20 protein-coding genes and 1 riboswitch are annotated in these 24373 nt (G+C 71.6%); of the genes, 15 read left to right on the forward strand and 5 right to left on the reverse strand.

Going from position 1 to position 24373, the window contains the following annotated elements; all coding sequences use genetic code 11:
- The first annotated feature begins 143 nt into the window (after nt 1–143).
- On the forward strand, nt 144–1430 hold the full coding sequence (locus IA22_RS0121845; RefSeq protein WP_038272788.1) for a type III PLP-dependent enzyme domain-containing protein: 1287 nt from the start codon (nt 144–146) through the stop codon (nt 1428–1430).
- A 459-nt stretch (nt 1431–1889) separates the two neighbouring features.
- Here the strand turns inward: IA22_RS0121845 and panD are convergent, their stop codons facing one another.
- A complete protein-coding gene (panD, locus tag IA22_RS0121850) occupies nt 1890–2315 on the reverse strand; it encodes an aspartate 1-decarboxylase (protein ID WP_030124578.1) in 426 nt (141 codons plus the stop codon).
- A gap of 260 nt (nt 2316–2575) precedes the next feature.
- On the opposite strand from panD, the gene IA22_RS0121855 reads away from it, so the two are divergent.
- Nucleotides 2576–2956 carry a peptidoglycan-binding domain-containing protein gene (locus IA22_RS0121855; protein WP_014152627.1) on the forward strand — a complete coding sequence of 127 codons (381 nt, stop codon included), beginning with the start codon at nt 2576–2578 and terminating at the stop codon, nt 2954–2956.
- 118 nt (nt 2957–3074) lie between these two features.
- On the opposite strand, the gene IA22_RS0121860 is transcribed toward IA22_RS0121855, so the two are convergent.
- From IA22_RS0121860 to IA22_RS0121870, 3 genes are all read right to left on the reverse strand, one after another.
- Nucleotides 3075–4508 carry a WGR domain-containing protein gene (locus tag IA22_RS0121860; protein WP_030124579.1) on the reverse strand — a complete coding sequence of 478 codons (1434 nt, stop codon included), beginning with the start codon at nt 4506–4508 and terminating at the stop codon, nt 3075–3077.
- Nucleotides 4509–4658: 150 nt separating this feature from the next.
- The gene (locus tag IA22_RS0121865) at nt 4659–5669 is read right to left on the reverse strand and encodes a DUF6215 domain-containing protein (RefSeq protein WP_030124580.1); all 1011 of its coding nucleotides are present in this window, start codon (nt 5667–5669) and stop codon (nt 4659–4661) included.
- Nucleotides 5670–5809: 140 nt separating this feature from the next.
- Nucleotides 5810–7618, reverse strand: coding sequence for a flavin-containing monooxygenase (locus tag IA22_RS0121870; RefSeq protein WP_030124581.1), 1809 nt, complete (start codon nt 7616–7618; stop codon nt 5810–5812).
- 211 nt (nt 7619–7829) lie between these two features.
- Between IA22_RS0121870 and IA22_RS0121875 the strand changes: the two genes are divergently transcribed.
- Complete coding sequence (locus tag IA22_RS0121875; protein WP_030124582.1) at nt 7830–8849, forward strand: SMP-30/gluconolactonase/LRE family protein; 1020 nt, start codon at nt 7830–7832, stop codon at nt 8847–8849.
- A gap of 15 nt (nt 8850–8864) precedes the next feature.
- Here IA22_RS0121875 and IA22_RS0121880 read toward each other — a convergent pair whose 3' ends face one another.
- A complete protein-coding gene (locus IA22_RS0121880) occupies nt 8865–9455 on the reverse strand; it encodes a TetR/AcrR family transcriptional regulator (RefSeq protein WP_030124583.1) in 591 nt (196 codons plus the stop codon).
- 271 nt (nt 9456–9726) lie between these two features.
- Between IA22_RS0121880 and IA22_RS0121885 the strand changes: the two genes are divergently transcribed.
- From IA22_RS0121885 to IA22_RS0121940, 12 genes are all read left to right on the forward strand, one after another.
- Nucleotides 9727–10962: a GAF domain-containing protein gene (locus IA22_RS0121885; RefSeq protein ID WP_030124584.1), complete on the forward strand. Its 1236-nt coding sequence runs from the start codon at nt 9727–9729 to the stop codon at nt 10960–10962.
- 117 nt (nt 10963–11079) lie between these two features.
- On the forward strand, nt 11080–12597 hold the full coding sequence (adh, locus tag IA22_RS0121890) for an aldehyde dehydrogenase (protein ID WP_014152634.1): 1518 nt from the start codon (nt 11080–11082) through the stop codon (nt 12595–12597).
- Between the two features lie 335 nt (nt 12598–12932).
- On the forward strand, nt 12933–14138 hold the full coding sequence (locus IA22_RS0121895) for a hypothetical protein (RefSeq protein ID WP_030124585.1): 1206 nt from the start codon (nt 12933–12935) through the stop codon (nt 14136–14138).
- Between the two features lie 3 nt (nt 14139–14141).
- Nucleotides 14142–15947, forward strand: coding sequence for a glutamate--cysteine ligase family protein (locus tag IA22_RS0121900; RefSeq protein ID WP_030124586.1), 1806 nt, complete (start codon nt 14142–14144; stop codon nt 15945–15947).
- Nucleotides 15944–17224, forward strand: coding sequence for a KH domain-containing protein (locus tag IA22_RS0121905; protein ID WP_030124587.1), 1281 nt, complete (start codon nt 15944–15946; stop codon nt 17222–17224). The genes IA22_RS0121900 and IA22_RS0121905 overlap by 4 nt, the downstream gene beginning before the upstream one ends.
- Nucleotides 17221–19206: a vWA domain-containing protein gene (locus tag IA22_RS0121910; protein WP_030124588.1), complete on the forward strand. Its 1986-nt coding sequence runs from the start codon at nt 17221–17223 to the stop codon at nt 19204–19206. Before IA22_RS0121905 ends, IA22_RS0121910 begins: the two co-directional genes overlap by 4 nt.
- A gap of 193 nt (nt 19207–19399) precedes the next feature.
- A complete protein-coding gene (locus IA22_RS0121915; protein WP_014152639.1) occupies nt 19400–19738 on the forward strand; it encodes an SCO0607 family lipoprotein in 339 nt (112 codons plus the stop codon).
- A 189-nt stretch (nt 19739–19927) separates the two neighbouring features.
- Nucleotides 19928–20851 carry a universal stress protein gene (locus IA22_RS0121920; protein ID WP_030124589.1) on the forward strand — a complete coding sequence of 308 codons (924 nt, stop codon included), beginning with the start codon at nt 19928–19930 and terminating at the stop codon, nt 20849–20851.
- 162 nt (nt 20852–21013) lie between these two features.
- A riboswitch (cobalamin riboswitch) is annotated at nt 21014–21197 on the forward strand.
- Between the two features lie 30 nt (nt 21198–21227).
- Nucleotides 21228–21938 (forward strand): energy-coupling factor ABC transporter permease, encoded by a 711-nt coding sequence (locus IA22_RS0121925; protein ID WP_015579777.1) that lies wholly within the window; start codon nt 21228–21230, stop codon nt 21936–21938.
- Entirely contained in the window at nt 21935–22303 is a 369-nt protein-coding gene (locus tag IA22_RS0121930) for an energy-coupling factor ABC transporter substrate-binding protein (RefSeq protein ID WP_030124590.1), read from the forward strand. The genes IA22_RS0121925 and IA22_RS0121930 overlap by 4 nt, the downstream gene beginning before the upstream one ends.
- Before the next feature lie 6 nt (nt 22304–22309).
- Nucleotides 22310–23059 (forward strand): cobalt ECF transporter T component CbiQ, encoded by a 750-nt coding sequence (gene cbiQ / locus IA22_RS0121935; RefSeq protein WP_014152643.1) that lies wholly within the window; start codon nt 22310–22312, stop codon nt 23057–23059.
- Complete coding sequence (locus tag IA22_RS0121940) at nt 23056–23931, forward strand: energy-coupling factor ABC transporter ATP-binding protein (RefSeq protein ID WP_030124591.1); 876 nt, start codon at nt 23056–23058, stop codon at nt 23929–23931. Before cbiQ ends, IA22_RS0121940 begins: the two co-directional genes overlap by 4 nt.
- Nucleotides 23932–24373 lie beyond the last annotated feature (442 nt).

Here is a 24373-nt window from a genome sequence, read left to right on the forward strand (position 1 = left end):
CGCCGACCCGCGCGGCTCTCACCAAGCCGACCTGCGAGGCTCCCATCAACGACACCAGCCGTACACCGCCACCCTCCCCGGCCGCTCGGGGACCACTCCGCCCGGCGCGTTCCGCCAGATTCGCCGAGGCACTCCGTCTCGCGGTGGCGGAGGGGCTGCTGGGCGAGCAGCGCCCCCTCGCGGGCTTCCTGGACGCCGACGGCATACGCGACTCCGTGGACGCGCTGCGGGCGGCCTTCGCCGCCGAGCCGGGCGTACGGGTGCTGCACACCTTCGCGGCGAAGGCGGCCTCGCTGGTCCCGGTACTGCGGCTGCTCGCGGACTGCGGCATGGGCTGCGAGGTGGCGAGCCCGGGCGAACTGAGGCTCGCGGTGGAGGCCGGTTTCCCTCCGGCGCGCATCGTCCTGGACTCGCCCGCCAAGACCCGGGCCGAGCTGAGACTGGCGCTGGCCCTCGGTGTCGCCGTGAACGCGGACAGTTTCGGTGAGATCAGGCGCATCGAGGAACTCCGCTCGCCCGGCTCGCCGTCCGTTCTCGGGTTGCGCGTGAACCCGCAGGTGGGAGGCGGTTCGATCGGTGCCATGAGCACGGCGACGGCCACCTCCAAGTTCGGCGTGGCCCTGCGGGACCCCGGAGCACGGGAGCGTGTCGTCCAGACCTTCGCCGAGCGTCCCTGGCTGACCAGACTGCACGCCCACGTCGGCTCGCAAGGGTGCTCGCTGGAGCTCATCGCCGCGGGCATCGCGGAGACGTACGGGCTCGCCGAGGAGATCAACGAGGTACTGGGCACGCGCCGGATCACCGGCATGGACATCGGGGGCGGTCTGCCGGTCAACTTCTCCGACGACGAGAGCCGTCCCGCCTTCGCGGAGTACGTCACGGCGCTCCGCGCCGCGGCTCCGGGGATGTTCGACGGGCGCTACGAGCTGGTCACCGAGTTCGGCAGGTCGCTGCTCGCCAAGAACGGCTTCATCGGGGCACGGGTCGAGTACACGAAGGAGGCCGGCGGGCGCCGCATCGCGCTCACCCACGCGGGGGCACAGGTCGCCACCCGCACGGTGTTCATGCCCGACGCCTGGCCGCTCCGGGTCGGCGCCTTCGACGGAGAAGGCAACCCCCGGAGCGGACGGACGATGGTCCAGGACATCGCGGGGCCCTGCTGCTTCGCCGGGGACCTCGTGGCCCAGGCCCGTGAACTGCCCGAACTCCACGAGGGCGACTTCGTGATCCTGTACGACACGGGGGCGTACTACTTCTCCACCCCCTGGAGCTACAACAGCCTGCCCCGGCCTGCGGTGTACGGCTTCGCGGGCGGTAGCGGCGGCCTCCGGTTCGCCCCCGTGCGCGAGGCGCAGTCACTGGACTCGGTGGCGGCGGAGAGCGGACTGCGCCACGCCGACGCGCTGAGGGACTTGCGGGCGCAACCGTAGGAGCCTCCTGTCACCCGGCAGGCGCGGGCGAGGGCTCCGGCTCGGGTACGGGCTCGGGGTTCGGGTTCGGCGGCTGCGGAATGGGGTCGGGTGCGGGACCGGGCGGCACCGGCCCCGGCGGAACGGGGGGCGGCGAGGGCACGGGTGTCGGCGGCCCCGGAACGGGCGGGGGCGTCGGCGCGGGCGGTACGGGGTCGGGATTCGGGTGCGTCATCTCGGTCCTCCAACACGAACGCGACGGGTGGATCCGGACGAACGGATCCGAACGAGTGGATCTCATCTCCACCGTCTCCCCGTGCGGCTGCCCTCGCCTGCCGAGTCCATACGTACCTGCTGCGACTCCTGCGACGAGCGGCCGCACGGCCGTGCCTCCCACCCGCCGGGATGGCACGGCCGGAGCCGTACGGCTGGAGTCGTACGGCTGGAGTCGTACGACCGAGGTGCGGCGACCTCCGCGGATCAGGTCCGTGCGGGGACGGCCTGCGGGCTGCGCTCGGTGCGTGTGCCCGGCACGGGTGCCGAGACATCCGTTCCGAGGGCGACGATCCGGTTCGCGGCGTCGACGTGCACCACGCTCGGCACCAGGGCACGCGCCTCGGCGTCGTCGACCTGGGCGTAACTGATGAGGATGACCAGGTCACCGGGGTGCACCAGGTGGGCGGCGGCGCCGTTGATCCCGATGACACCGGATCCGCGCTCCCCCTCGATGACGTACGTCTCGAGCCGGGAGCCGTTGTCTATGTCCACGATGTGGACGAGCTCGCCGGGAAGCAGGTCCGCGGCGTCCATCAGGTCGGCGTCGACCGTCACGGAACCCACGTAGTGCAGGTCGGCCTGGGTCACGGTGGCCCGGTGGATCTTGGACTTGAACATGGTACGCATCATCGAGGCGCTCCTGGCTGTAGGCTCCCTGCCTGCTTTTTTGCAGGTCAAGTGCTGTTTGCCTACTTTACAACGAGTCGCGGGTCCGGTCAGCTCCCGCTCTGCTCCACCTCGGTGGTCACCCAGGCCCGTGCGCGGGGCGCAAGAGGTGGCCTCCGGACACGTCCCGGCCCTTTCTCGCCATTCTGCTCCTTGCCGCTGCCACATTCCGCCGGCCTTCTCGACAGTGGAGGCGAATCGGCCTCGATCGGAAGGATCCGCTCATGCGGTGGGGGAAGACGGTCTGCACCATCGGCCTGGTCGGCGTGCTCTCGGTACCGGCGGCAGGGGTGTCCACGGCCGCACCCGTGGAGACCAGGACGGCGGCCGCGGTGTCGTGCAGACTCCTGGACTTCATCGGGTACTACTGCGGTTACCACCTCAGCAACACCTACGCGGACCGCGGCGACTCGGGGGCAAAGGTCCAGGAGCTCCAGGCGCTGCTGGTCTTCAAGGGCTTCTCCGTAGGGTCCAGCGGTGTCGACGGCCAGTTCGGGGCCGGCACGGAATCCGCTGTGCGGCGCTTCCAGACGTCCAGGGGCATCAGCTCCGACGGTGTCGTCGGCCCGACCACCTGGCACTACCTGCGCACCCCCGGCTTGTAGCGGGACGTCGGGCGGGCCGGCTCAGTCGGGCCCGCCGACCGGGGCGGGACGGGACGGACCACGGTGTCCAGGTCTCGCAGGGACCGGGCGGAGGGGCGGGAGCCGGGCCGGAACCCGCTCATCGGACCAGCCGCCTGATCTCGCCCCGCACCCGGTAGAAACCCGCCTCCGCGGGATGCAGGGCGTCGACCACATAGCGCGCCCCCGGCTGGCGCATCGCTCGCGGGAACTGCACGTTCCAGGAGGGTTCGAAGCCGTCGGAGACGACATGGACCCGCAGCCTGCCCGCGTCCTGGACACACTCCACGACCACGGCGCCGGGAGGCGGCAGCGTGACGGTCGTGACCGTGGCCGCCGGGGTGTAGGTGGGCAGCGCCGCAGCGGACTTGATGTCCGCGGCGACCGGCACCGTGCCCTGCTGGGCCGCCGCGACGGCCGCGGGGCTCGCGTCGAGGCAGACCAGCGATCCGTCCGTGGTGACCATGTACAGCTTGTCCTCGAAGAACTGCATGGACAGGGCCGATCCACCGCCCGTGCCGAGCTTCCACAGACGTGTGCCGTCCGCGTCGAAGCAGTACACCGAAGACGAGCTGTCGCCCGCGAAGACGAAGCGGCCACCGGGCGCGGTCGCGCACGCGTACACGGCGGTGTCGCAGCGGAAGGTCGCCTCCACCACGCCTGTCGCCTTGGACAGCCGCTGCACGACGTTGCGCGCGGTGCCCGCGTACACCGAGTCGTCCTCCTGCCAGCCGAACAGCACCTGTCCCGAAGTGGGGGTGTGCCACAGCTCCCCCGAGCCGTCCGGCGCGTAGGCCGTGACGCCCTGGTGGTGTCCGTGGTAGACGGCCCGTTCGTCGGCGCGCACCATCCAGCCGTGCTCCCCGGTGGACCTGCGCGCCCACTGGTACTCGTCCTCGTGGTCGATGACCGTCAGACCTCCCGCGCGGTCGGAGACGTTCAGCACACCTTCGCGGATGTCCAGCCAGAAGATGTCCACGTCCGCAGCGATGTCGTACGCCGCGAACGGAAGCTTCGAGGAGAGGTCGTACACCTTGCCGTCGTCGCACCCCGCGTATATCCAGAAGTCGTCCGCCACCAGGCACTTGACGCCGTCGGGCAGCTTGTAGTGGGCCAGGACCTCACCGCCGTGGCTGACGGTGTAGACGTCACCCGCCTGATTTCCCACCCAGCAGCGGTCCTCGCCGACGTGGATGCCGAAGGCCGCCTGGCCGGTCCTGAACCGCCACAGCACGGGCGCCACGGCGCGGGCGGTGGAGGGCGCCGATGTGACCTGACGGCGCGTCACCGCCCGTGCGGCACGCTGCCCTCGGACCGCCGGCGCGTACCCCTTGCGGACCTTCTCGCCGATCTTCTTGGCTGCCGCGGCCTGCGCCTTCGCCTCGGAGGGGAAGGCCGAGGTCTGTGACTGGCCGTCCGCGCCGATGCGCCCGTAGCGCACGGTGACCTCTGTCCCCTCCACGGCCACCTCGTAGAACTTGTGCGCCCCCGCGCCGTCCTGCGACAGCTCGAGATACGTGGTGGTACGCGGCATGACAGTCCCCTCGACGAGATGAACCCGGCGCTCCGTCCGCACCGTGTCCGACAAGGAGAACGCTACGGGGGACCACTGACATCGGGACGGCGGGCGGGTGCCGGTCCATGACGGACCGTCGTGGACGCGACGTGCTTCGCGAGCGGCTCGTCACACCGCCTGTTCGGGGACCGCCGGAAGGACTGTCTCGGCGATGTCGACGAGCGCGCCGTCGTCCGGGAGGGCTCCGGACGTGCTCCACACGGTGATCTCGTAGTAGCCGCCCGGGTCCTTCCCGTCGAGGGCCACGGTCAGCGTCCTGGCCGGAGGGCCTTGCCCGACAGGTCCGCCGGATCCGCCGCTCCCGAGGCCGAGGTCGACGGACATGGTGTGGTCCGAGGAGAGAACCGCGGGCCGGCCGAGGACCGAGAGCGTCTTGACGTCCGTCTCCTCCCCGAACTCCATCAGTTTCACGTACTGGGCGATCGACAGCTCGTTGTAGGTGGCCGACACGTTCACGGTGTAGGTGTCGAACCGGACCTCGGCCTCCGGTCGGGCGACCTTCCCGTCGGTCAGGAGAGCGGTGTCGCTGGTGCCGGACACCACGGTCGCGGTCTCCGTGGGCGTTCCGAGGAGTCGGGCGAGGTCGGTCCTGTTCAGTGCTTCGCACAGCTGGCCGCCGGTGACAGCCCGGGACGCCCCCGTGTAGGCACTCGGCAGCTCCTCGTCCTCCCCGCTCGGGCACGAGGGGGACCGCGGGCTGCTGTTGTCACCGGAGGGCAGCAGATTCGGCCCCAGCCACAGTGCTGCCCCGAGTGCCGCGAACACGGCCACGGCCGCGACGGCCTGGCCCCACGCGTTGGGTTCCTTCCGGGGAGCCGCAGGGGCGGGACGCTGTCCCGCCGGACCCTGCGGCTGCGACTGCGACCGGACGACGGCGTCGGACACCGCCCCGTCCGCGGAGACCGCAGGAGCCGGGTTCCGGCGTGCGCGCACAGCCCGGACCACCGTGTGGACGCGCACTGCGGTGGCCAGCAGGAACGCCACACCGATGGCCCCGGGCACCCATGCTTCGTCGCGGACGGCCAGATACATGATGCGTACGCCGAAGACGGAGCCGATCACGATGAACAAGGGCTCACGCACCCAGAAGGGCAGGAGGCGGAGGAGGAGACCGAGCATCCGGCGATCTCATCAGGACAAGATCGCGTTGGCTGTGACGGAAGCCATAGTTCCGGCTCTGTGCGCAACCGTGATCCGGCACTGCCCGAATCGCGCGCCGGCGTGGCACCGCCACAGCCGCCCCGGGCCTCGCGGCCCGACTAGCCGCGAGCGGCGGTCCTGGCCCGGAGGACCTCGGCCATGGACTCCTTCCGCCATCGCGCCAGGAGTTCATGGAAGGCAAACGCACCGTGGGGGTAGGCGATCGGGCCGTTCGGCCGGCCGCGCCCCTCACGGTTGTAGTAGCCGGGGGTGCAGTCGGCGTGGAACCACTCGTGGTCGGGAGCGCCCTCGGCCAGGACGGCGATCCAGGCGTCCTGGACCTCCCGGGAGGGTTCGATCAGGGCGCCTTCGGCTTCGGCGGCCGCGACGAGCGCGGCGGCGTGGACGGCCTGCTCGTCGAGGATGTGCGTGAAGTTGACGCTGCTGGCGTTCTGGAGGGACCCCATCTGGATCAGGTTGGGGAAACCGTTGCTGGTGAAGCCGTGCAGGGTGCGGGGACCCTCCTTCGCCCACGCGTGCAGGAGTTGGGTGGCTCCTCGGCCGTGCACGGGGAGCTTGCCGGAGGTGATGCCGGAGGCCCCCACGGAGAAGCCCGTGGCGAAGATCAGGCAGTCGAGTTCGTAGGTGGTGTCGCCGACCACGACACCGTTCTCGGTGATGCGCTCGATGCCGTGGGTGTCGGCCGTGTCGACCAAGGTGACGTTGTCCCGGTTGAACGCCGGGTAGTACGCGTCGGAGAAGGTGGGGCGCTTGCAGGCGTACCGGTACCAGGGCTTGAGGGCTTCCGCGGTGTCCGGGTCGGCGACGGTCTCCTCGACACGGGCGCGCAGTTCGTTCATCTTGGCCGCGTCGGCGAGCTCGTAGGCCGCTTCGAAGGCCTCGCGGTCGCCCTGCCGGCGGAAGCTGGGAAGCAGCTTCTCCAGAAGGCCTGCGGACGCGGTCCAGCGGTCGGCCACCAGATCCCGCTCGGCCGTCTCACCGGAGACGATACGGAGGTAGTTCTCGCGGCGGTCGTGCGCCCAGCCCGCACGGTCGGCGCCGACATCCGCGGCGGTGGTCCGGCAGTTGGCGCGCACGTCGACGGTCGAGGGGGTGCGCTGGAAGACGTAGACGTGTCCGGCGTCCTCGGCCAGCATGGGAACGACCTGGATGCCGGTGGCCCCGGTGCCCACGATCCCCACACGCTGACGCGCGAGTCCGGTCATGCCCCCGTCGGGGGTGCCTCCGGTGTACGCGTAGTCCCACCTCGACGTGTGGAAGGTGTGGCCCGTGAAGTCCTCGATGCCGGGGATGCCGGGGAGTTTCGGCTCGGAGAGGGTGCCGGTGGCGGTGACGACGTAGGTCGCCCGGAACTCGTCGCCGCGGTCGGTGGCCACGATCCACGTCTCCGAGTCCTCGTCCCAGGTCAGTGAGGTGACGGCGGTGGAGAACAGGGCGTCCGGGTAGAGGCCGGACTTCTCGGCGATCCGCACGGCGTGGCGACGGATCTCCTCACCGGGGGCGTACTTCCACTCCGGGACGTATCCGGTCTCGTCGAGCATCGGCAGGTACACGTGCGACTCGATGTCGCAGTGGATGCCCGGGTACCGGTTCCAGTACCAGGTGCCTCCGAAATCGCCGCCCTTCTCGACGACCCGCACACGCCGCACGCCTCGCTGCCGTATGCGCGCACCGGCGAGGATGCCCCCGAATCCACCCCCGACCACCGCGACGTCGACGGTGTCGTGGAGAGGGGCGCGCTCGGCCGGCTCCGCGGTGTACGGGTCGGCGGCGTAGTAGCCGAACTCGGCTTCCGTGTCACGGTACTGGCCGGCCCCGTCGGGCCTCACCCGCCGCTCGCGCTCGAGGCGGTAGCGCTGCCTCAGGGCGATGAGTTCCTCGGGAACGGATGCGTGAGGGGTCGTCATGTGGGGGACCTCGATCCTGCCTGTCCGGCCGCCCCGGAGTGAACGGCCGTCCGCTACGGTAACAACAACCGGACAGTGATGTCCGGTTGTGTCGCGGGGGTCCGTCGACTTCCGGCCAGCGGCTCCCTCGCGCTCGGGCGGACCCGGCCTCCCGACTGTCGGCCCCCGCACCCGTGACGCACCCGACCGAACAGGAAGAGTGATTCCCCCCATGCGACGACACCTGATCCGGCCCCTCGCCGTGTTCGCTGCGCTCGGCACACTGACCCTCACGGGATGCGGCACGGAAACCGGCGAACCCGGTGGCCGGACCGCCTCCGCAGGCACGGACCGGACCATTCGCGCGCACGAGGTCATGCAGCTGACGCAGGTGCACAAGGAGACCGGGATGACCTTGCTGGAGGGCCCGACCTTCGACCGGAACGGCAAGCTGATCGTCGTCGACGTCACCGCCCCGGCCGGGAAGCCCAAGGTGATGCGCGTCGACGTCCGGAAGAAGACGTCCAGCGCGCTCCACACCGACAGCCGTGGCGCCTACACCTCGGCGCAGTTCAGCCCGTACGACGGCCGCCTCTATCTGACCGACTACGCCCACGGCGAGGTCGTGAGCCTGGCCCCGGACGGAAGCGATCCGCGGACGTTCTTCACCGGTGAGGTCGACGGCGCGCGCATGAACCCCGACGACATCGCCTTCGACGAGGCCGGCCATCTCTACGTCTCCGATTCACGCGGGCTGTCCGAGGGCGAGGCGCAGGGGCGTGTGGTGCGTATCGACCGTGACGGCACGAAGGCGACCACCCTGGCCGACGGCCTGGCCGCGACGAACGGAATCTCGTTCGACGCGGACTACCGCGGCCTGTGGATCAGCGAACTCACCCAGAACCGGATCTCCTACCTCCGTATCGACGACAAGGGAGGAGTGACGTCCAAGCACACCGCCGTCCGCGTCGACGGGGGGATCGCCCAGACCGACTCGATCGCCGTGGACGCCGACGGCAACCTCTACCAGGCGCTGCACGGCCGGGCCGCGATGGCCGTGTACGACAGGAACGGGAAGCGGCTGGCGACGGTCGAGGTGCCCGCCCGCGCGGCAGGGCTCGAATCGGCGACGAACGTGGCGATCACGCCCGGCGGGACCAAGGCGTACATGACGGTCAGCGGGCCCGCCGGCGGATACCTCTACACCTTCGACGCACTGGCGGAGGGAACCCGGCAGTCCAACGGAGGCTGACACCGCGCCCCGGGCTCACCCTTCGTAGGGCCGGACCGGTCCCACCTCGACGCCGAGCAGCCGCCAGGCGGCCAGCGCCCGGCGTTCCCGCTCCTCACGGGTGGGGCCGGTGACGGCGCCCGTGACCATGGCGACCGCCAGCATCAGGTCGTCCGCCGCCCCCAGACGATGGCCGTCGGGCAGCCGTCCCCTCAGGCTGCGCTCGACCCGCTCGGACAGCATCGAGGCGTGCGCGCGGATGCCGGACCGGCCCCCGGCCTCGTCGGCATGCATCAGGCCGATGAAAGCCGCCGATTCCACGGCATGCCACGTCAGCACACCGAGAACTCCGGCCAGGGTCGCGCCGTCCACGGCGGCCGCCTGCTCGATCTGCCGTACGTTCTCCTCCAGGACCGCGGTCACCAGGGCGCCCCGGTCGGGGAAGTGCCGGTACAGGACGCCCTGGCCGACGCCGGCCCGGCGCGCGATCGCGGAGAGCGGGGCGTCCAGGCCGCCCGCCGAGAAGACTTCCCGGGCGGCGACAACCAGAGCGGTCCGGTTGCGCGCGGCGGCCTTCGGCCCGTCGTTCGCGGGCCGCCGCTCGTCCGGCGAAGAATGCTGTATCACCCCGGAAGAGTACCGGCCGGGCGGAATCGGACTCCGTCCGCCGGTGGGCCGGTCCGGCACACGCATGCCCGGGCACTCGTCCGGGCCCGGCGACCGGGGGTGGCCCGCGCTCGGCAGGGGCGACGTCGCGGTCCGCTCCCGGGACGGTCGCCACCATGGCGTGCGGACGGGGGTCCGGGCCACACTGGCGTCGGGCCGGAGGCCGGGACAGGCGCTCCCACGCCTGCTCCCGGACCATGGCGGCGGTCCCTGTTCGACGATGGGGGAAGAGATGCCACGGAGCGGGGACCTCGCGCAGCGCAGAGCCACGCTGGAGGACGAGTGGTCGCGTGTGATTCCCGGCCTGACGTCCCCCGGCTCGCGTCGGCGGGCCGGCCGCGTCCTCAGCCGGGAAGTGGCCGATTCCTGGGCGCGTTCCCTGGCGAGCGTGGACCCGGCACGGACCCACGCGCCCGAGTCCTCGGACGGCGCGGCGCACCACCGGTGGAACGGCTCGCCGCTGCGCGGACCGGTCGACGGCCTCGCCGACGAGCTCCGCAGCGTCGCGGACGACGCCGGTTTCGTCACCGCCGTCACCGACGCGTCGGGCACGATCCTGTGGACGTGCGGGGGGCGCACGATGCGACGGCGGGCGGAGCGGGTCAACTTCGCCCCCGGCGGACGGTGGGACGAGGAGGCGATGGGCACCAACGCCCTCTCCCTGGCCCTGCGCACCGGCCGTCCGAGCACGGTGTTCTCCGCCGAACACCTGGTCACGGCACTGCACGGGTGGGTCTGCTACTGCGCCCCCCTCCACGGACCCGACGGACGCGTCCTCGGGGTCCTGGACCTCTCCACGACCTGGGACCGCTCGCACCCCCTCGCCATGGCCACGGTGCGCGGCCTGGCCTCCGCCGTGGAGGCGGGTCTGCGCACCGGGACGTCCGGCGCACCGCTCCCGACCGACGCCCCCGGGCTGCGCCTGACGTGTCTCGGCGCGGAGGACGCCGTGCGCGCGGGATCTCGACTGCGGCTGCGGCCACGGCAGTTGGAGATCCTCACGCTCCTGGCGCTCGAACCCGAGGGTTACGCTCCGGAGCGACTGCGCGCGTCGTTGTACGGCGACCGGCCTGTCACCGCCTCCACCTTCAAGGCGGAGATCTCCCATCTGCGCCGGGCCTTGGGCGGCACGGTGGCCACCCGCCGGTACGCGCTCACCGCTCCGGTCTCGTGCGACGCCGTCGACGTCCTGCGCGCGCTGCGGCGCGGCGACACGGGGACCGCGCTGCGTCTGTACCGCGGCCCGTTGCTCCCCCGCTCCCAGGCGCCGGGTATCGAGGAGTGGCGCACCTGCCTGGAGGTCGCGGTGCGCGAGGCCGTCCTCACGAGCGACCGCCCCGAACACGCCCTGCGGTACGGCGAGCGGGCGCCCTACGACACGGAGGTCCACCGGCACGCGCTGCGCCTCCTGGACGCGGGGGACGCGCGCCGCGCCATCGCGACGGGCCGGCTGGCCTCCACGGCGTAGGGGCCGGCCGTCAGGCGCCAACCTCACGCCAACCTTCGGGGCCCATGGTGGTTCGCACGCGACGGAGCGACCGTCGCGCCGTCGAACTCACCGTCCACGTCCCCGAGGAGAGCCGCCATGGTGTACGCGCAGCCAGGAACGGAAGGCAGCATCGTCGCCTTCGCCCCGCGATACGACAACTTCATCGGCGGCGAGTGGGTCGCCCCGGTCGAAGGCCGGTACTTCGACAACCCGTCACCGGTGAACGGCAAGGTCTTCTGCGAGGTCGCCCGCTCCTCGGCGGCAGACGTGGAACTCGCCCTGGACGCGGCGCACGCCGCTGCCGACCGGTGGGGCCGCACCTCGGCGACGGAACGCGCCAACATCCTCAACAGGATCGCGAACCGGCTCGAGGAGCACCTCGAGAAGATCGCGGTGGCCGAGACCTGGGAGAACGGCAAGCCGGTCCGGGAGACGCTGGCCGCCGACATCCCCCTCGCGATCGACCACTTCCGGTACTTCGCCGGGGTGGTGCGGGCGCAGGAGGGCAGCATCGCCGAGATCGACGCGGACACGGTCGCGTACCACTTCCACGAGCCGCTGGGCGTGGTCGGTCAGATCATCCCGTGGAACTTCCCGATCCTGATGGCCACATGGAAGCTCGCCCCCGCCCTCGCCGCCGGCAACTGCGTGGTCATCAAGCCGGCGGAGCAGACGCCTGCCAGCCTGCTGCTGGTCGTCGAGCTGATCGCGGACCTGCTCCCTCCGGGCGTGGTCAACGTCGTCAACGGATTCGGCATCGAGGCGGGCAAACCCCTCGCGTCCAGCTCCCGGGTCGCGAAGGTGGCCTTCACCGGGGAGACCACGACCGGCCGCCTGATCATGCAGTACGCGAGCGAGAACATCATCCCCGTCACGCTGGAACTGGGCGGCAAGAGCCCGAACATCTTCCTGCCCGACGTGATGGCCGCCGACGACGACTTCCTGGACAAGGCCGTCGAGGGCCTCGTGATGTTCGCCCTCAACTCGGGCGAGGTGTGCACCTCCCCCTCCCGGGCCCTGGTCCACTCCTCGATCTACGACGAGTTCATGGCCCGCTGCGTCGAACGGACCCGGGCCATCGTCAGCGGCGACCCGCTGGACCCGGCGACCATGATCGGCGCACAGGCGAGCAACGAGCAGTACGAGAAGATCCTCTCCTACGTGGACATCGGCAGGAAGGAGGGCGCCGAGATCCTCACCGGCGGCACGCCCCGGACCGTGGCCGGCCTGGAGGACGGCTTCTACATCGAGCCGACCGTCTTCCGCGGCACCAACGACATGCGGATCTTCCAGGAGGAGATCTTCGGACCGGTCCTCTCCGTCACCACGTACGACTCGGTCTCCGAGGCCCTGAAGATCGCCAACGACACCCTGTACGGGCTCGGCGCGGGCGTGTGGTCCCGGGACGGCAACACCGCCTACCGGCTCGGCCGCGAGATCAAGGCGGGCCGTGTGTGGACCAACTGCTACCACGCCTACCCCGCCCATGCGGCGTTCGGCGGTTACAAGAACTCCGGCATCGGCCGGGAGAACCACAAGATGATGCTGGACCACTACCAGCAGACGAAGAACCTATTGGTGTCGTACTCGCCGAAGAAGCTGGGGTTCTTCTAGGGAGACGCCGGCGGCAGCGACCGTCGGGGGCGGTACCCGGGACCTGAGCCGCTGCCCCCGGCGCGGGGAGGGCAGGACGGACGGCCCCGACGGCGGACCCGAGGAGAGCTCCCGGCGGACCGGTGCACGACCGGGACCACCGGTCCGCCGGGGAGCTTTCACGCGCGCGTACGCGCGGCCGCGGCTCCACTCGGAGCCGCGCCGTATGCGGGTTGCCGCCGGTTTTCCGACTCCACCGTGCAACGACGCTCATCCTGTTACATTTTGAGACCAATGGTCATCGACGGGAACGGCGGATGTCCGGGGGGCGGATGAAGCGGCGAAGTTCGTCATGCGTGGTGTTCGATGTGGAGCTGGCGGCGGAGCGTTTACCCCCGGAATGGGCCGAAGGCCCGCTGCCCGCGTTACGCGCCGACGCGCCGGCGGCCGACCGCGAGCGGCGTCTGACCTACTTCGAACCCCGCGTCGGCGAGTCACTGTTCGGCACTCCTGCCCGCCCCTCACGCTGGCACCTGCACAACCCGGCCGAGGCGGACGAACCCGCGGTGAAGGCGATGGAGCTGCTCCGGGTACCCGCCGCCGCCGGCCTGGGGAGACGCACTGCGGGCCTCTGCGTCCTGCACGTCCACCTCGGGGACGACCCGCGGACCGAGCTGACCGCTCTCGCCGCCCTCCCCACCGACCACGCCCGTCTGGCGAGGCTTCTGCCGAGCGGCGTACGGGTGGCCGACGGGGCGAGCCGCGCCTGGACCCTGACGCACATGACGTTCGATCAGGGGCCGCCGCCGGCGGTGATGCCCGCCCCCTACGCCTCCTGGGAGACGCATGACCAGTGGCTGTGGCTGCTGGCCTCCCGCACCCCCCTGGAGCGCTTCGCACCCGACCCCGAGGACACCGCCCTGTTCGCCGGGCGGGTCCGGTTCTCCGCCGACTGGCAGGCGCTGGTCCTGCGGGACGGGACGGCGTTCGTCGGCCTCTCCGCGGACCCCGGCAGTGACCAAACGTTCCACGCCACCGCGGCGCACCACGTCCACACCATCTATCTGGACGTGTTCCTGCTGGGCCGGCTCCAGCACCTCGGTGCCAACTCCCTCGCGAACACGGTCTCCGCGCTCACCGCGCGCGAGGCCGACGTGCACCGGTTGCTGCGACTCGAAGGCCGCCTGATCGAGCTGCGACGGGCCTTGTGGTCGTCCCACATCACCACCCGCGGCAAGGCCGACGAACTGCTCGAACGCTTCCAGGAACAGCACCGCCTCGACCGGCTGCTGACGCACACCGGAACCACCCTCGCGGAGACGGCCCGCTACGTGGAGGCGGCCCGGTCCCGCCGCGCCTCCGTGGCCCTGGGGCTGCTGTCCGCGGTGGGCCTGCCGTTCGGTGTGGCGTACGCGGCCGGCGCGCTGTGGGGCACACCGGGCCCCTGGACGCTGCTGGTCGCCACCGTCGTGGCGCTGCTGCTCACGGTCGCGGCGTTCGTGTCGCTGCCGCCGCTGCGAGGGCTCGTCTCCGACACGGCGTGGGACAGGGCGGAGGACTGAACGATGGCTCTGGTGGCCCTGTACCGGTCCGCTCCCCTCAGGCAGCGGATCTCCAAGGGATACAGCGTGTACGTCCCCGGCCACGGCAGGGGCGCGGAGGAGCTGGTCGGCTCACTGCTGGCCGGCCCTCCGCCGCTCCCCGCCGGCCCGTCCGGGCAGCCGCACACCGTGCGGGGCAGCGCCCGCGCCCGCGGTGCGCTGTGGGTCGACACCGGCCGTGTCTCCCTGCACGACCCGGCAACCCGCGCACGCACGGCCGAGGCTCTGGCCGTGTCGGTCGCCCGGGTGGCCGCCGACGTCCGCCGCCGCGGCGGCCTGCTCCTCCCCACGGGCTGGCAGCAACAGCCGGACCCCCTGGCGGGTCTCTGCGCCGACCTGCACTCCGCCGAGGTGCTGAACCCGGTGCAGCGTGAGGTGTTCACCAATCTCGTACGGGAGCACACCGCGTCCCTGATCGCCCTCGGCGGCCGTCAGCTGTACGGACCGGGCGGTGTCGCGCCCGGTGGCTCGGCTCGCCTCTCCCGCTCGTTCGACCAGGTCAGCACCCGCTACCTGGACTCGTGCGCGCCGGAGCACCTGGAGCGGGTGCGCACCAGGCTGCGCCAGGAGGAGCGGGTCGGCCGCCTGGAGGTCATGGACGTCAGCCCGCTGGGGATACCGGAGGCGCACACCGGCGAGGACGTCACGGTACGGCTGTTCGACGCCCAGGTGACCGTCGCCGGGACGCTGGCCCACGCACTGCTCGTGCAGGCCCTGTCGATGTGGTCGCGTGACCTGGAGCGTACGGGACGGCGGGTCCGCCAGGTGCCGCAGTTCCTGCTCGAGCAGAACCGGGCCCGGGCCGTCGCGCACGGCCTGGCCGCCGAGCTCCGGGTCGACCAGACGAGGCGCACCGAGGAGCCGCCCCGAACGCAGTCCGCAGGCCGCGCGGTACGCACACTGCTGTCCGAACTTCTCCCCTACCTGCGCCAGTTGGATGCGACGACCGATGAACTGGCCCCTCTCTTCCTCGGCGTGGAGATGGCCGGGTCCGCGGCCGCCTCCGGCTTCGTGCGTAACGAGAACGACCTGCTGGCCCACTGGCACAGGGAGGACCGGACCGCCCTGGCACCGGAGCGCCTAGCTCAGGGCCTGGCCACCCCGGACTGGCTGACGGCGGACCACTGCGGGGCGTCCAACAAAGCCGTCGGACAAGGCAGTTGGGCGGCGGCTCGGGTATGGCTCACGGACCGCCTCGCCGGGCCCGCACCGCAGCCGGACCGGAGACACGAGGCACAGCCGGACCGGAGGCACGAGGCGCAGCGGGACCGGAGGCCGGAGGCCCGCAGGGAGCCCGGCCGCCCGGCACCTCTCACCGCCGACCAGCTCCTCGACCGTCTCGCCCGGCCGGACCTTCCCGCGCCCGAGGTCATGGATGCCCTCCGCTCCTACTGCCGCGCGGGCGGAACCCTCGACCTCACCCGCCCGCTGCGTTCCCGCGGCCGGGACGAGGCGCGGGCGTTGCGCCGGGTGCTGCGGCCGCGGGCCGGGCAACGGGTGCGGTGCGAGAAGCCGCCGGTGTCCTGGGACGACGCCACGGCGACCCGTGCCCTCCGTGCCGCGGGTGAGCAGGGGGTGGCGCTGATGCACTGGGATCTGCCCGCGCAGGACCGCGCCCGGGTACGCGAGGCACTGCGCGGTATGGGCCGGGCCCCCGGCGGCGTACGGACGGTCCTGCTGACCGACACGAACTACACCGCCCGCGAGGACGAGAAGCGCGGCACGGTCGAGGTGCTGCTGGTGGCTCCGCGAGAGGGGACCGACCGATGACCCAGGAGACGCCGGTCGTACCGGTGACCCTCGACCTGCGGGAGTTCCGTGACGTACCCCGCTCCACGGACGCGTGCGTGTCGCTGTGGGAACGGCTGGAACCGGCCGTGCTGACGCTGGACCCGCAGGCCGGGCCGCGGGTGCGGTTCGATCTGGGTGACGAGGGCGAGGTCGGGGTGTGGTTCCTCGATCCGGCCTCGGCTCCACGGCCGCTCGGCGCCACCACCCGGTTCGCGATCCGGGGTGTCCTCGAGGCCCCCGAGATCCGGCACGCCTGCACCACCTGCCTGACGGCACACACCACCACCTACGCGCCGTACAAGTGCCCGGGCTGCGACGAGGGCCGTCGCACGGGACGCGCCTGCGAGGAGCACGCCGTGTTCCTGGAGGGCTCCCTGCGCGCCTCCTGCCTCGGCCACACGCCCGTGTGCCGGTGCGGTGCCAGGGCGAAGGTCTGGTGCGGCGGCCCGAAGTGCCGTACGCGTACGGCCTGGTGCGAGACGCATCTGCGCCGCCATCCCGGCGATCCCACCGTCGCCTACTGCGAGGACTGCTACGCCGAGCGCTTCCCGGCGTGCGAGCACGAGCACTGCACCGGCAGCGGGTACATCCGCTGCGAGCACCGCACGCTCTCCGGGATGAAGCCGTGCGGTCGCCGCATCTGCACCGAGCACGCCCGGCGCTGGCAGGTGTACGGCTCCTACAACCGGGGCCTCGCGCTGTGCACCCCGCACCACCTCCGGCTGTCGTCGACCCCGCCCGAGGGTCTGATCGACATGATCCTGGCCGGCACGGTGGCACGCAGCAGCCGAGGCAGGTCCGCGACCCGCCGCCGGGCGCAGTTGCCGCGCATCAGCATCGTGCGGCACATCCTGATCAACACCCGCCGGGCCGTACTCGACATGGAAGCCATCGACCTCCTCTTCACCACCCTCGAACAGGGCCTGCGCGGCCGGACCCCGCGGGACACGAACCTCTCGACCGCCCTGGACCTGCTCTCCAGGCACCGCGTCTCACGACGTGAGGACGTCGAGCGGTTCCGGGAGCAGCACGTCGAAGGGCGCGGTCACTACGACCGGCTGGTGCAGGAGCTGCGCCGAGGGGGCCGGTACGAGCTCGCCGAAGCCGTGGAGTTCTCCGACTTCCGGCCGCGCAGCGGGATCCTGTTCGTCCGGGTACCGGAACGCCTCCAGGGCCTCTTCCGGGGCAAGGGCGGTTCCTCCGTCAGGCAACTGGAGCAACGCGTGGGCGTGAAGATTCAAGTGGAGCGCGGATGACTGCCTTCAAGCTCTCGGCGGCCGACACCCGGCTCGTCACGGCGACCGGCCCCGGCCTGGTCGCCGACAACCGGCTCGCCGTCTCCCCGTCCCAGCTGACCGACGGGACGGCGGGCGTCCTCCGGGTGCACGACTCCGGTGGCACCCGTTCGGTGGCGGTACGGCTGCTTCCCGCCGTCGGTGTGCCCGCCGATGTGGTGGTGGTCCCCGCCGCCCTTGTCCAGGAGCATCGCGTCACACCGGAGGAGGGCTGGGAGCTGGAGTCCGCGGACGCGACCGTCCCGGCCGCTCTGGAGCTCGAGCTCCCCCCTGGTCCGTCCCTCGACGAGGCCACGACCGTGCTGCGCGGCGCCCCGCTCCTGTGCGGCCACGTCTTCGCGCACGGATTCGAGACGTCTCCCGACGTCTGGATCGAAGCCTCCGGCAGCCTCTTCCGGGTGCGTGCGGCCCTGGACCGCGGGGGCCTGCCCCTGCAAGGCCTTCTCCGGGTCGGCCCGGAGACCGCGCTGACCCTCTTCGCGCCGGGAGAGCGCAGCGGTGTGGACATCGTCGTACTGGCGGACTGCAGCGGCTCCATGAGCATCGAGGACATCCCCGCGGCGCCCAGCGACGGGGGCCGATGGTTCAACCGCGGGCGTACGAGTGCCGGCATCTCCCGCATGAACGCCCTCAAGGACGCTCTCGGTGCCATGATCGACGCCCGGATGCGCTACGACGGTGTGGGGACCCGTTTCGCGCTGGTCCGCTTCGACCACGACCACGAACCGATGTTCCCCAGCCGTTGGGGCATGGAGGAGGTCTCGGACGCCCACTCCGTCCAGCGCCTGCGCGAGGCCGTTTCCCTGCTCAACTACCGCCAGTCGGGCACGGACATCGGCAAGGCGCTGCACAAGGCCGGTGAACTGCTCCACCGCTACGGCGTCCCCGGTAACGAGCGCCTCGTCGTCCTGGTGAGCGACGGTGCGCACTACGCTCCCATCCCCGACGAACGCAGCGGCGAGTCCGTCTCCGGCACCCAGGACCCGGTGTCGCTCATGGAGGACCTGCACGCGGGTCTGGACATTCGCCTGCACGCGGTCGGCATCAGCGACGACGCCCTGTTCGACCGATGGTGGCAGGCGCAGCGGCACCGCCCTGGCTGGGCTCCGCAGGCCCACGAGAGCATGGTGCCCAACCACCGGATGCTGGTCGATCTGGTGACCGTCGCCGGCGGCGACCGGCAGCGCATCGGCGGCCTCGACGTCCTGGAGAAGTACTTCGCCGAACTGGGCAGCGGAGTCGTACGCGCCGTGGGGCGCCCTGCCCGTCCGCGCCTGCCCGCTCTGCAGCTGACCCCCGAGCGGCTGGCCGCCGAGCCCCTGCGCCGCGCCGCGACCGATCCGCGACAACGCCGCACCTGGGACGCGGCGGCCGAGGACACCCTGGTCGCCTACAGCAGGGTGTGCGAGGCGTCACGGGCCCGCCTCGGCTACCAGCTGCTCCGCTCCTCGCCGCCCGACGACTTCACCCGTCTGCGCCGCCAGTGCGGCGACCGGGCCGACTTCACGGCCTGGCTGTCCGTCGCCTATCAGGTCTTCAACGAGCGTCTGCACGCCCCCTTGCGCATTCCCAGGAAGGATCCCGCGAAGGTACTGGACCTGCCGCAGCTCGCGGCGGCCTTCTGGGACGGCCGCATGTCCCAGCTGCACGAACTGCGCAACTTCTACCACCACGACCGGGACATGGAGGAGCGGGCCGAGCGGAACCGCGTCGCGGGAGGCATCATCCACAAGCACACGGGCAGCTACGCCCCGTCGGAGAACGACGCCGACGCCTGGCGTGCGCTTCAACTGGGCCTGGTGCGCGACCTGGCGGCCCTCCTGAACGAGGCGCACGCGATACTCGACGCGGCGCCGGCCCCCGAGGCGGCACCGCAGGAACCCGCGGAGTCCGGGCCGGCCTCGGCAGGCGGGATCCGTGTGAAGTCGCAGGGCTACGAATGATGTCGGAGCCCCGGGAGGAGCGCGTCCTGCTGTCGGCGGGCTGCTCGGCAGGGCCCCGAGCAGCGGCTGACGGCCCCGTACCACGGCGATCTGGGTATCCACGCGTGTGCGACTGAGTACGCGCACTCAACGCACGGCACCCCTGCGGCGGCGAGGGTGGTGGCACACAGAACCGCTGGAGAGGATCCACCCCATGTCCCGCAGAACGAACAGGTCCGCAGCCCGCCCCCGGTCCGGAAGGACGCGCGTCGTCGCCGCTGCTCTCACCGGTGCGCTGGCCGTCGTGACACTGACCGGATGCGCCGGCTTCGCGTACCAGGAGGACATCTGCGGCGGCGGCGAGTATCCCGTCCTGTCCGTGGGCGGAACCGGTTCCGCCTGTGTCCCGGACGCTGAGGAGCCTCCGGCGGGATACGCGCGGTATCCGGAGGGCAAGGTGCCTCAGCAGGTCGACGACAAGTGGGACGTGTACTGGGACACCCACACCCTCGACAAGGACGGAAACACCGTGGTCGCCCCGGACGCGGCCTGACCTGGGAGGTTCTCTCCCTGCCGGCCGGCACGCGCCCCGCGGGCCGTCCGCCCGGCCCGCGGGCCCCACGCCGTCCGCGGCAGCCCGGGACGAGCGGAAACGGCCCGGTGGTCCGTACGTGCGCTGGGCGCACACCGGCCGACGGTGACAGCATGGGAGGGTGGGGGACGAAGAGCGTGAGGAGCAGCGATGCCTACCCGCCCGTCCGACGCCGCGCAGGAACCGAGGACGGTCGTGGGTGTGGACGGTTCGGAACACGCCCGGGCCGCCGTCCTCTGGGGTGCGGCGGACGCCTCGGCACACCGCCGGAGCCTGCTGCTCGTGCACGCCGCCGACCTCGACCGGCTGGACCGGTTCGCGTCGTTCGAGACGTCCGAACATCTGCGGGACGCGGGTAACTCTCTTCTGACGACGGCGGCGGAGGAGATCCGGGAACGGTTCCCCGAGCTCGACGTCGCCGTCAAACTGAGCCGCAGGAAGCCGGTTCCGGCTCTCCACGCTTCCGCCCGGCCCGGCAGTTCCATCGTCGTCGGCAGCAGGGGAAGCGGCGGGTTCGGTCCCCTGCTCCTCGGGTCGACCGGACTGGAGGTCGTCGTCGGCAGTCCCGCGCCCGTGGTGGTCGTCCGTGGTGAAGCCGGACGCGAGGACGCGCCGGTCACGGCTGCCGTGCGCGACGTGCACGACGCCCGGTGGCTGGTCCGTGCCGGACGGGAGGCGCAGGCGCGCGAGCGTGCCCTGCGGCTGGTGAACGTGCACAGCCTGCTCGCCCGGTTCGACGGGACCGCGCGGGACGCGAACGGGCGGGCTGGTGATCGCGGCGAGGAACTGATGGCCGAACTGGCGTCCCGGGTCCGGGAGAGCGCTCCCGGTCTCACGGTGGAGACCGAGGTCGTCGCGGCGCGGTCGGCCGCGTCCGCGCTAGTCGAGGCGAGCGGGCACGCGGGCCTCCTGGTCATGGGAAGCCATGAGCGGCGCAGTGTCTCCGTGCTGGGGCTGGGTCATGTCGTGCACGCCCTTCTGCACCACTCCCGATGTCCGGTGCAGATCGTGCCGTACCGGCGCGACGACGAGAGCGGGGTCGTGGAGGAAGGACTCAGGGACGACGAGGGCTGAGGACGAGACCGCGCAATCGCCTGGGACGGGACACTTCGGGACGGTCCGGATGGGGCATGTCCCGGACGCGCGCGTCCACGTGCGGCCGGGCGGACCGGTGCGACGGGCCCTTCGGCGGGCCGAGCGGGACAGGGCCCGCTTGTCATGTTCCCCCACCTGCGACTACTGTCGCCACGCCTTGGTGAACGGGAAATCCGGTGTGATGCCGGTGCGGCCCTCGCCACTGTGATCGGGAAGTCCGGCTCCGGCCCTCACGGGCAGCCACTGGGTCCTTGTGACCCGGGAAGGCGGAGTTCGGGCGGTGTCACCCGTAAGCCAGGAGACCGGCCAAGGCGCTTCAACCATCCACGAGGTGCTGGAGAGGGTCTGCTGCGCCATGCACATTGCCGAGGGATTTCTGCCCCCGGCGCACGCGATCGCCTGGGGTGTCGCGTCCGCGCCGTTCGTCGTCCACGGAGTCCGGTCACTTTCGCGTGAGGTCAGGGAGAACCCTGAGAGCACGCTGCTCCTGGGGGCCTCCGGGGCCTTCACGTTCGTCCTTTCCGCATTGAAGATCCCGTCCGTGACGGGAAGTTGTTCACACCCCACCGGTACGGGGCTGGGGGCCATCCTGTTCCGACCGCCCATCATGGCGGTCCTGGGGACCATCACCCTGCTGTTCCAGGCCCTGTTGCTCGCGCACGGCGGTCTGACCACGCTCGGAGCCAACGTCTTCTCGATGGCGATCGTCGGCCCCTGGGCCGGATACGCGGTCTTCAGGCTGCTGCGCCGGTACGACGTGCCGCTGATGGTGGCGGTGTTCTTCGGCGCGTTCGTCGCCGACCTGTCCACCTACTGCGTCACCAGCGTGCAGCTGGCACTCGCCTTCCCGGACCCGAGCAGCGGCTTCCCGGGCGCGCTCGGCAAGTTCGGCTCCATCTTCGCGGTCACCCAGATCCCGCTCGCCGTGAGCGAGGGGCTGCTGACCGTGCTGGTGATGCGGCTCCTCGTGCAGTCCAGCAAGGGGGACCTGACCCGGCTCGGTGTGTTCCTCACCCGGAAGCAGGCACGCACGGAGAAGGCCGAGACCGAGGCGGTGGCCCGATGAACAAGAACACGAAGATCAACGCTCTGCTGCTCGTCGTGGTGGCCGCGCTGGCCGTCCTGCCGCTGGCCCTCGGCCTGGGCGACGGCGAGAAGGAACCGTTCACGGGGGCCGACGCACAGGCCGAGACGGCGATCACCGAGATCGACCCGGACTACGAACCCTGGTTCTCCCCGCTGTACGAACCGCCCTCCGGCGAGATCGAGTCGGCGCTGTTCGCCCTTCAGGCCGCGCTCGGCGCGGGCGTCCTCGCCTACTACTTCGGCCTGCGGCGCGGGCGCCGTCAGGGCGAACTGCGCGCGACCGCGGGGCAGGAGAGAAGGGGTGCCGGCGGCGGTGCCGAGGAGCCGACGGTCCGAAAGGCCTGAACGCACATGCTGCCGATCGACGCGGCGGCGCACAGCAGCCGCTGGCGCCGCCGCCATCCCGTGGACAAGGCCGCGCTCGGTCTGGGGCTCACGGCGCTGGCCGTTTCGCTGCCGCCCTGGCCCGGTGCGGCCCTTGTCCTCGTGGCCGCCCTGGCCGTTCTGCTGGGGCCGGCGGGCGTCACCGCCCGTCACCTGTGGCGGGCGTACCGGGTGCCCCTGGGTTTCTGCGTCACCGGGGCCGCGACGCTCCTCGTCCAGGTCGGCGGACCGCGAGGGCTCGTCGCTCTCGACCCCGGGGGGCCCGTACGCGCGGGGGAACTGCTGCTGCGTACCTCGGCGGCGTCCCTCGGGGTCCTGCTGTTCGCCTTCACCACTCCGATGTCCGACCTGCTGCCCCGCCTGGTCAGGGCGGGGGTGCCCGCACCGGTGGTGGACGTCGCCCTGGTGACGTACCGCATGAGCTTCCTCCTCCTCGACGCGGTGCGCCGGATCAGGGAGGCCCAGGCGGCCCGGCTCGGCCACACCACCCGGGCCGCCGCCTGGCGGTCCCTGGCGGGGCTCGGAGCGACCGCGTTCGTCAGGGCGTTCGACCGCGCGGCGCGGCTCCAGACGGGGCTGGCCGGGCGCGGTTACGACGGGACGCTGCGCGTCCTGGTGCCCGAGGCCCGCGTCTCCGCGCGCTTCGTGGCGCTGAGCGTCCTCCTGCTCGCGGTCCTCACCATCCTGACCTTCGCCCTGGAAAGGCCGCTGTCATGAGCGAACCCGTGCTGCTCGCCCTGCGGGGCGCGTCCTTCGCGTACGAGGACGGTCCCGCCGTGCTCAGCGGCCTCGACTTCGAGGCGCGCGAAGGGCGCGCGCTCGCCCTCCTCGGCCGCAACGGCAGCGGAAAGACCACGCTGATGCGACTCCTGAGCGGCGGACTGCGTCCGCGTGAGGGGCAGTTGGCGGTCGAGGGCCGCCCCGTCACCTACGACCGGAAGGGACTGACCCGTCTGCGTACCACCGTCCAGTTGGTGGTGCAGGACCCGGACGACCAGTTGTTCGCCGCGTCCGTCTCCCAGGACGTGTCGTTCGGGCCGCTGAACCTCGGCCTGCCGGACGCCGAGGTGCGCGCCCGGGTGGACGAGGCGCTCGCCGCCCTCGACATCACCGCCCTGGCGGACCGGCCCACCCACCTCCTGTCCTACGGGCAGCGGAAACGGACCGCCATCGCGGGAGCGGTCGCGATGCGGCCCCGCGTGCTGATCCTCGACGAGCCGACCGCCGGCCTCGACCCGGACGGCCAGGAGCGACTGCTCGGCACACTCGGCGCGCTCCGGGACGGCGGAACGACCGTCATGATGGCCACCCACGACGTCGATCTCGCCCTGCGCTGGGCCGACGACGCCGCACTCCTCACCCCGGCGGGTGTCCGGGCCGGGCCCGCGCCCACGATGCTGGCCCGCACCGATCTCCTCGGGGAGGCGGGGCTGCGTCTGCCGTGGGGCGTCGCAGCATCGCAACTCCTGCGCTCGCACGGCCTGCTGGAGGATTCGGCACCCGGCCCACGGACCGCCGAGCAGTTGGCCGCCCACGTCGCCGCGCCGACCGCGGCCGGGAGCGCCGTCACCGACGGCCGACGTCCCTGAGGACGTTCCACCGGAGTCCCGGGTGCCGGACGGTCCTTCACCCACGACACCCGGGATTCCGGCGGGAATCAGAACATTCGGGAACGGTTCGGGGAACGAAGCGATATGCACGTCGAACACCGAAGCCCCGGGACGCACGAGGACCGGGATACACGAGCGACAGCCGCTTCCGGAGACGATTCATCGAACCTCGTCCCGCCTTCACATCGATTTCACATTACTCGACAAGCCGAACCGATGTACGAATACGAGCATCATTCGCGAATGGCATATGCAGCAGCCAACCAGTCGCGGATGATCTCACATAGCGAGAACGGAACGTGAGGCACATCCCCAGGCCACGGGGGGTGAGCGAATGATTCAGCTCGTTCGGCATCGACTTTCGGACTCTTCACAAAGGATTAACTCGATAAGCACTTCGGCCTGTTAGCTTTTTGGAAGG

This window comes from Kitasatospora papulosa, from assembly GCF_000717245.1.
Lineage (GTDB): Bacteria > Actinomycetota > Actinomycetes > Streptomycetales > Streptomycetaceae > Streptomyces > Streptomyces papulosus.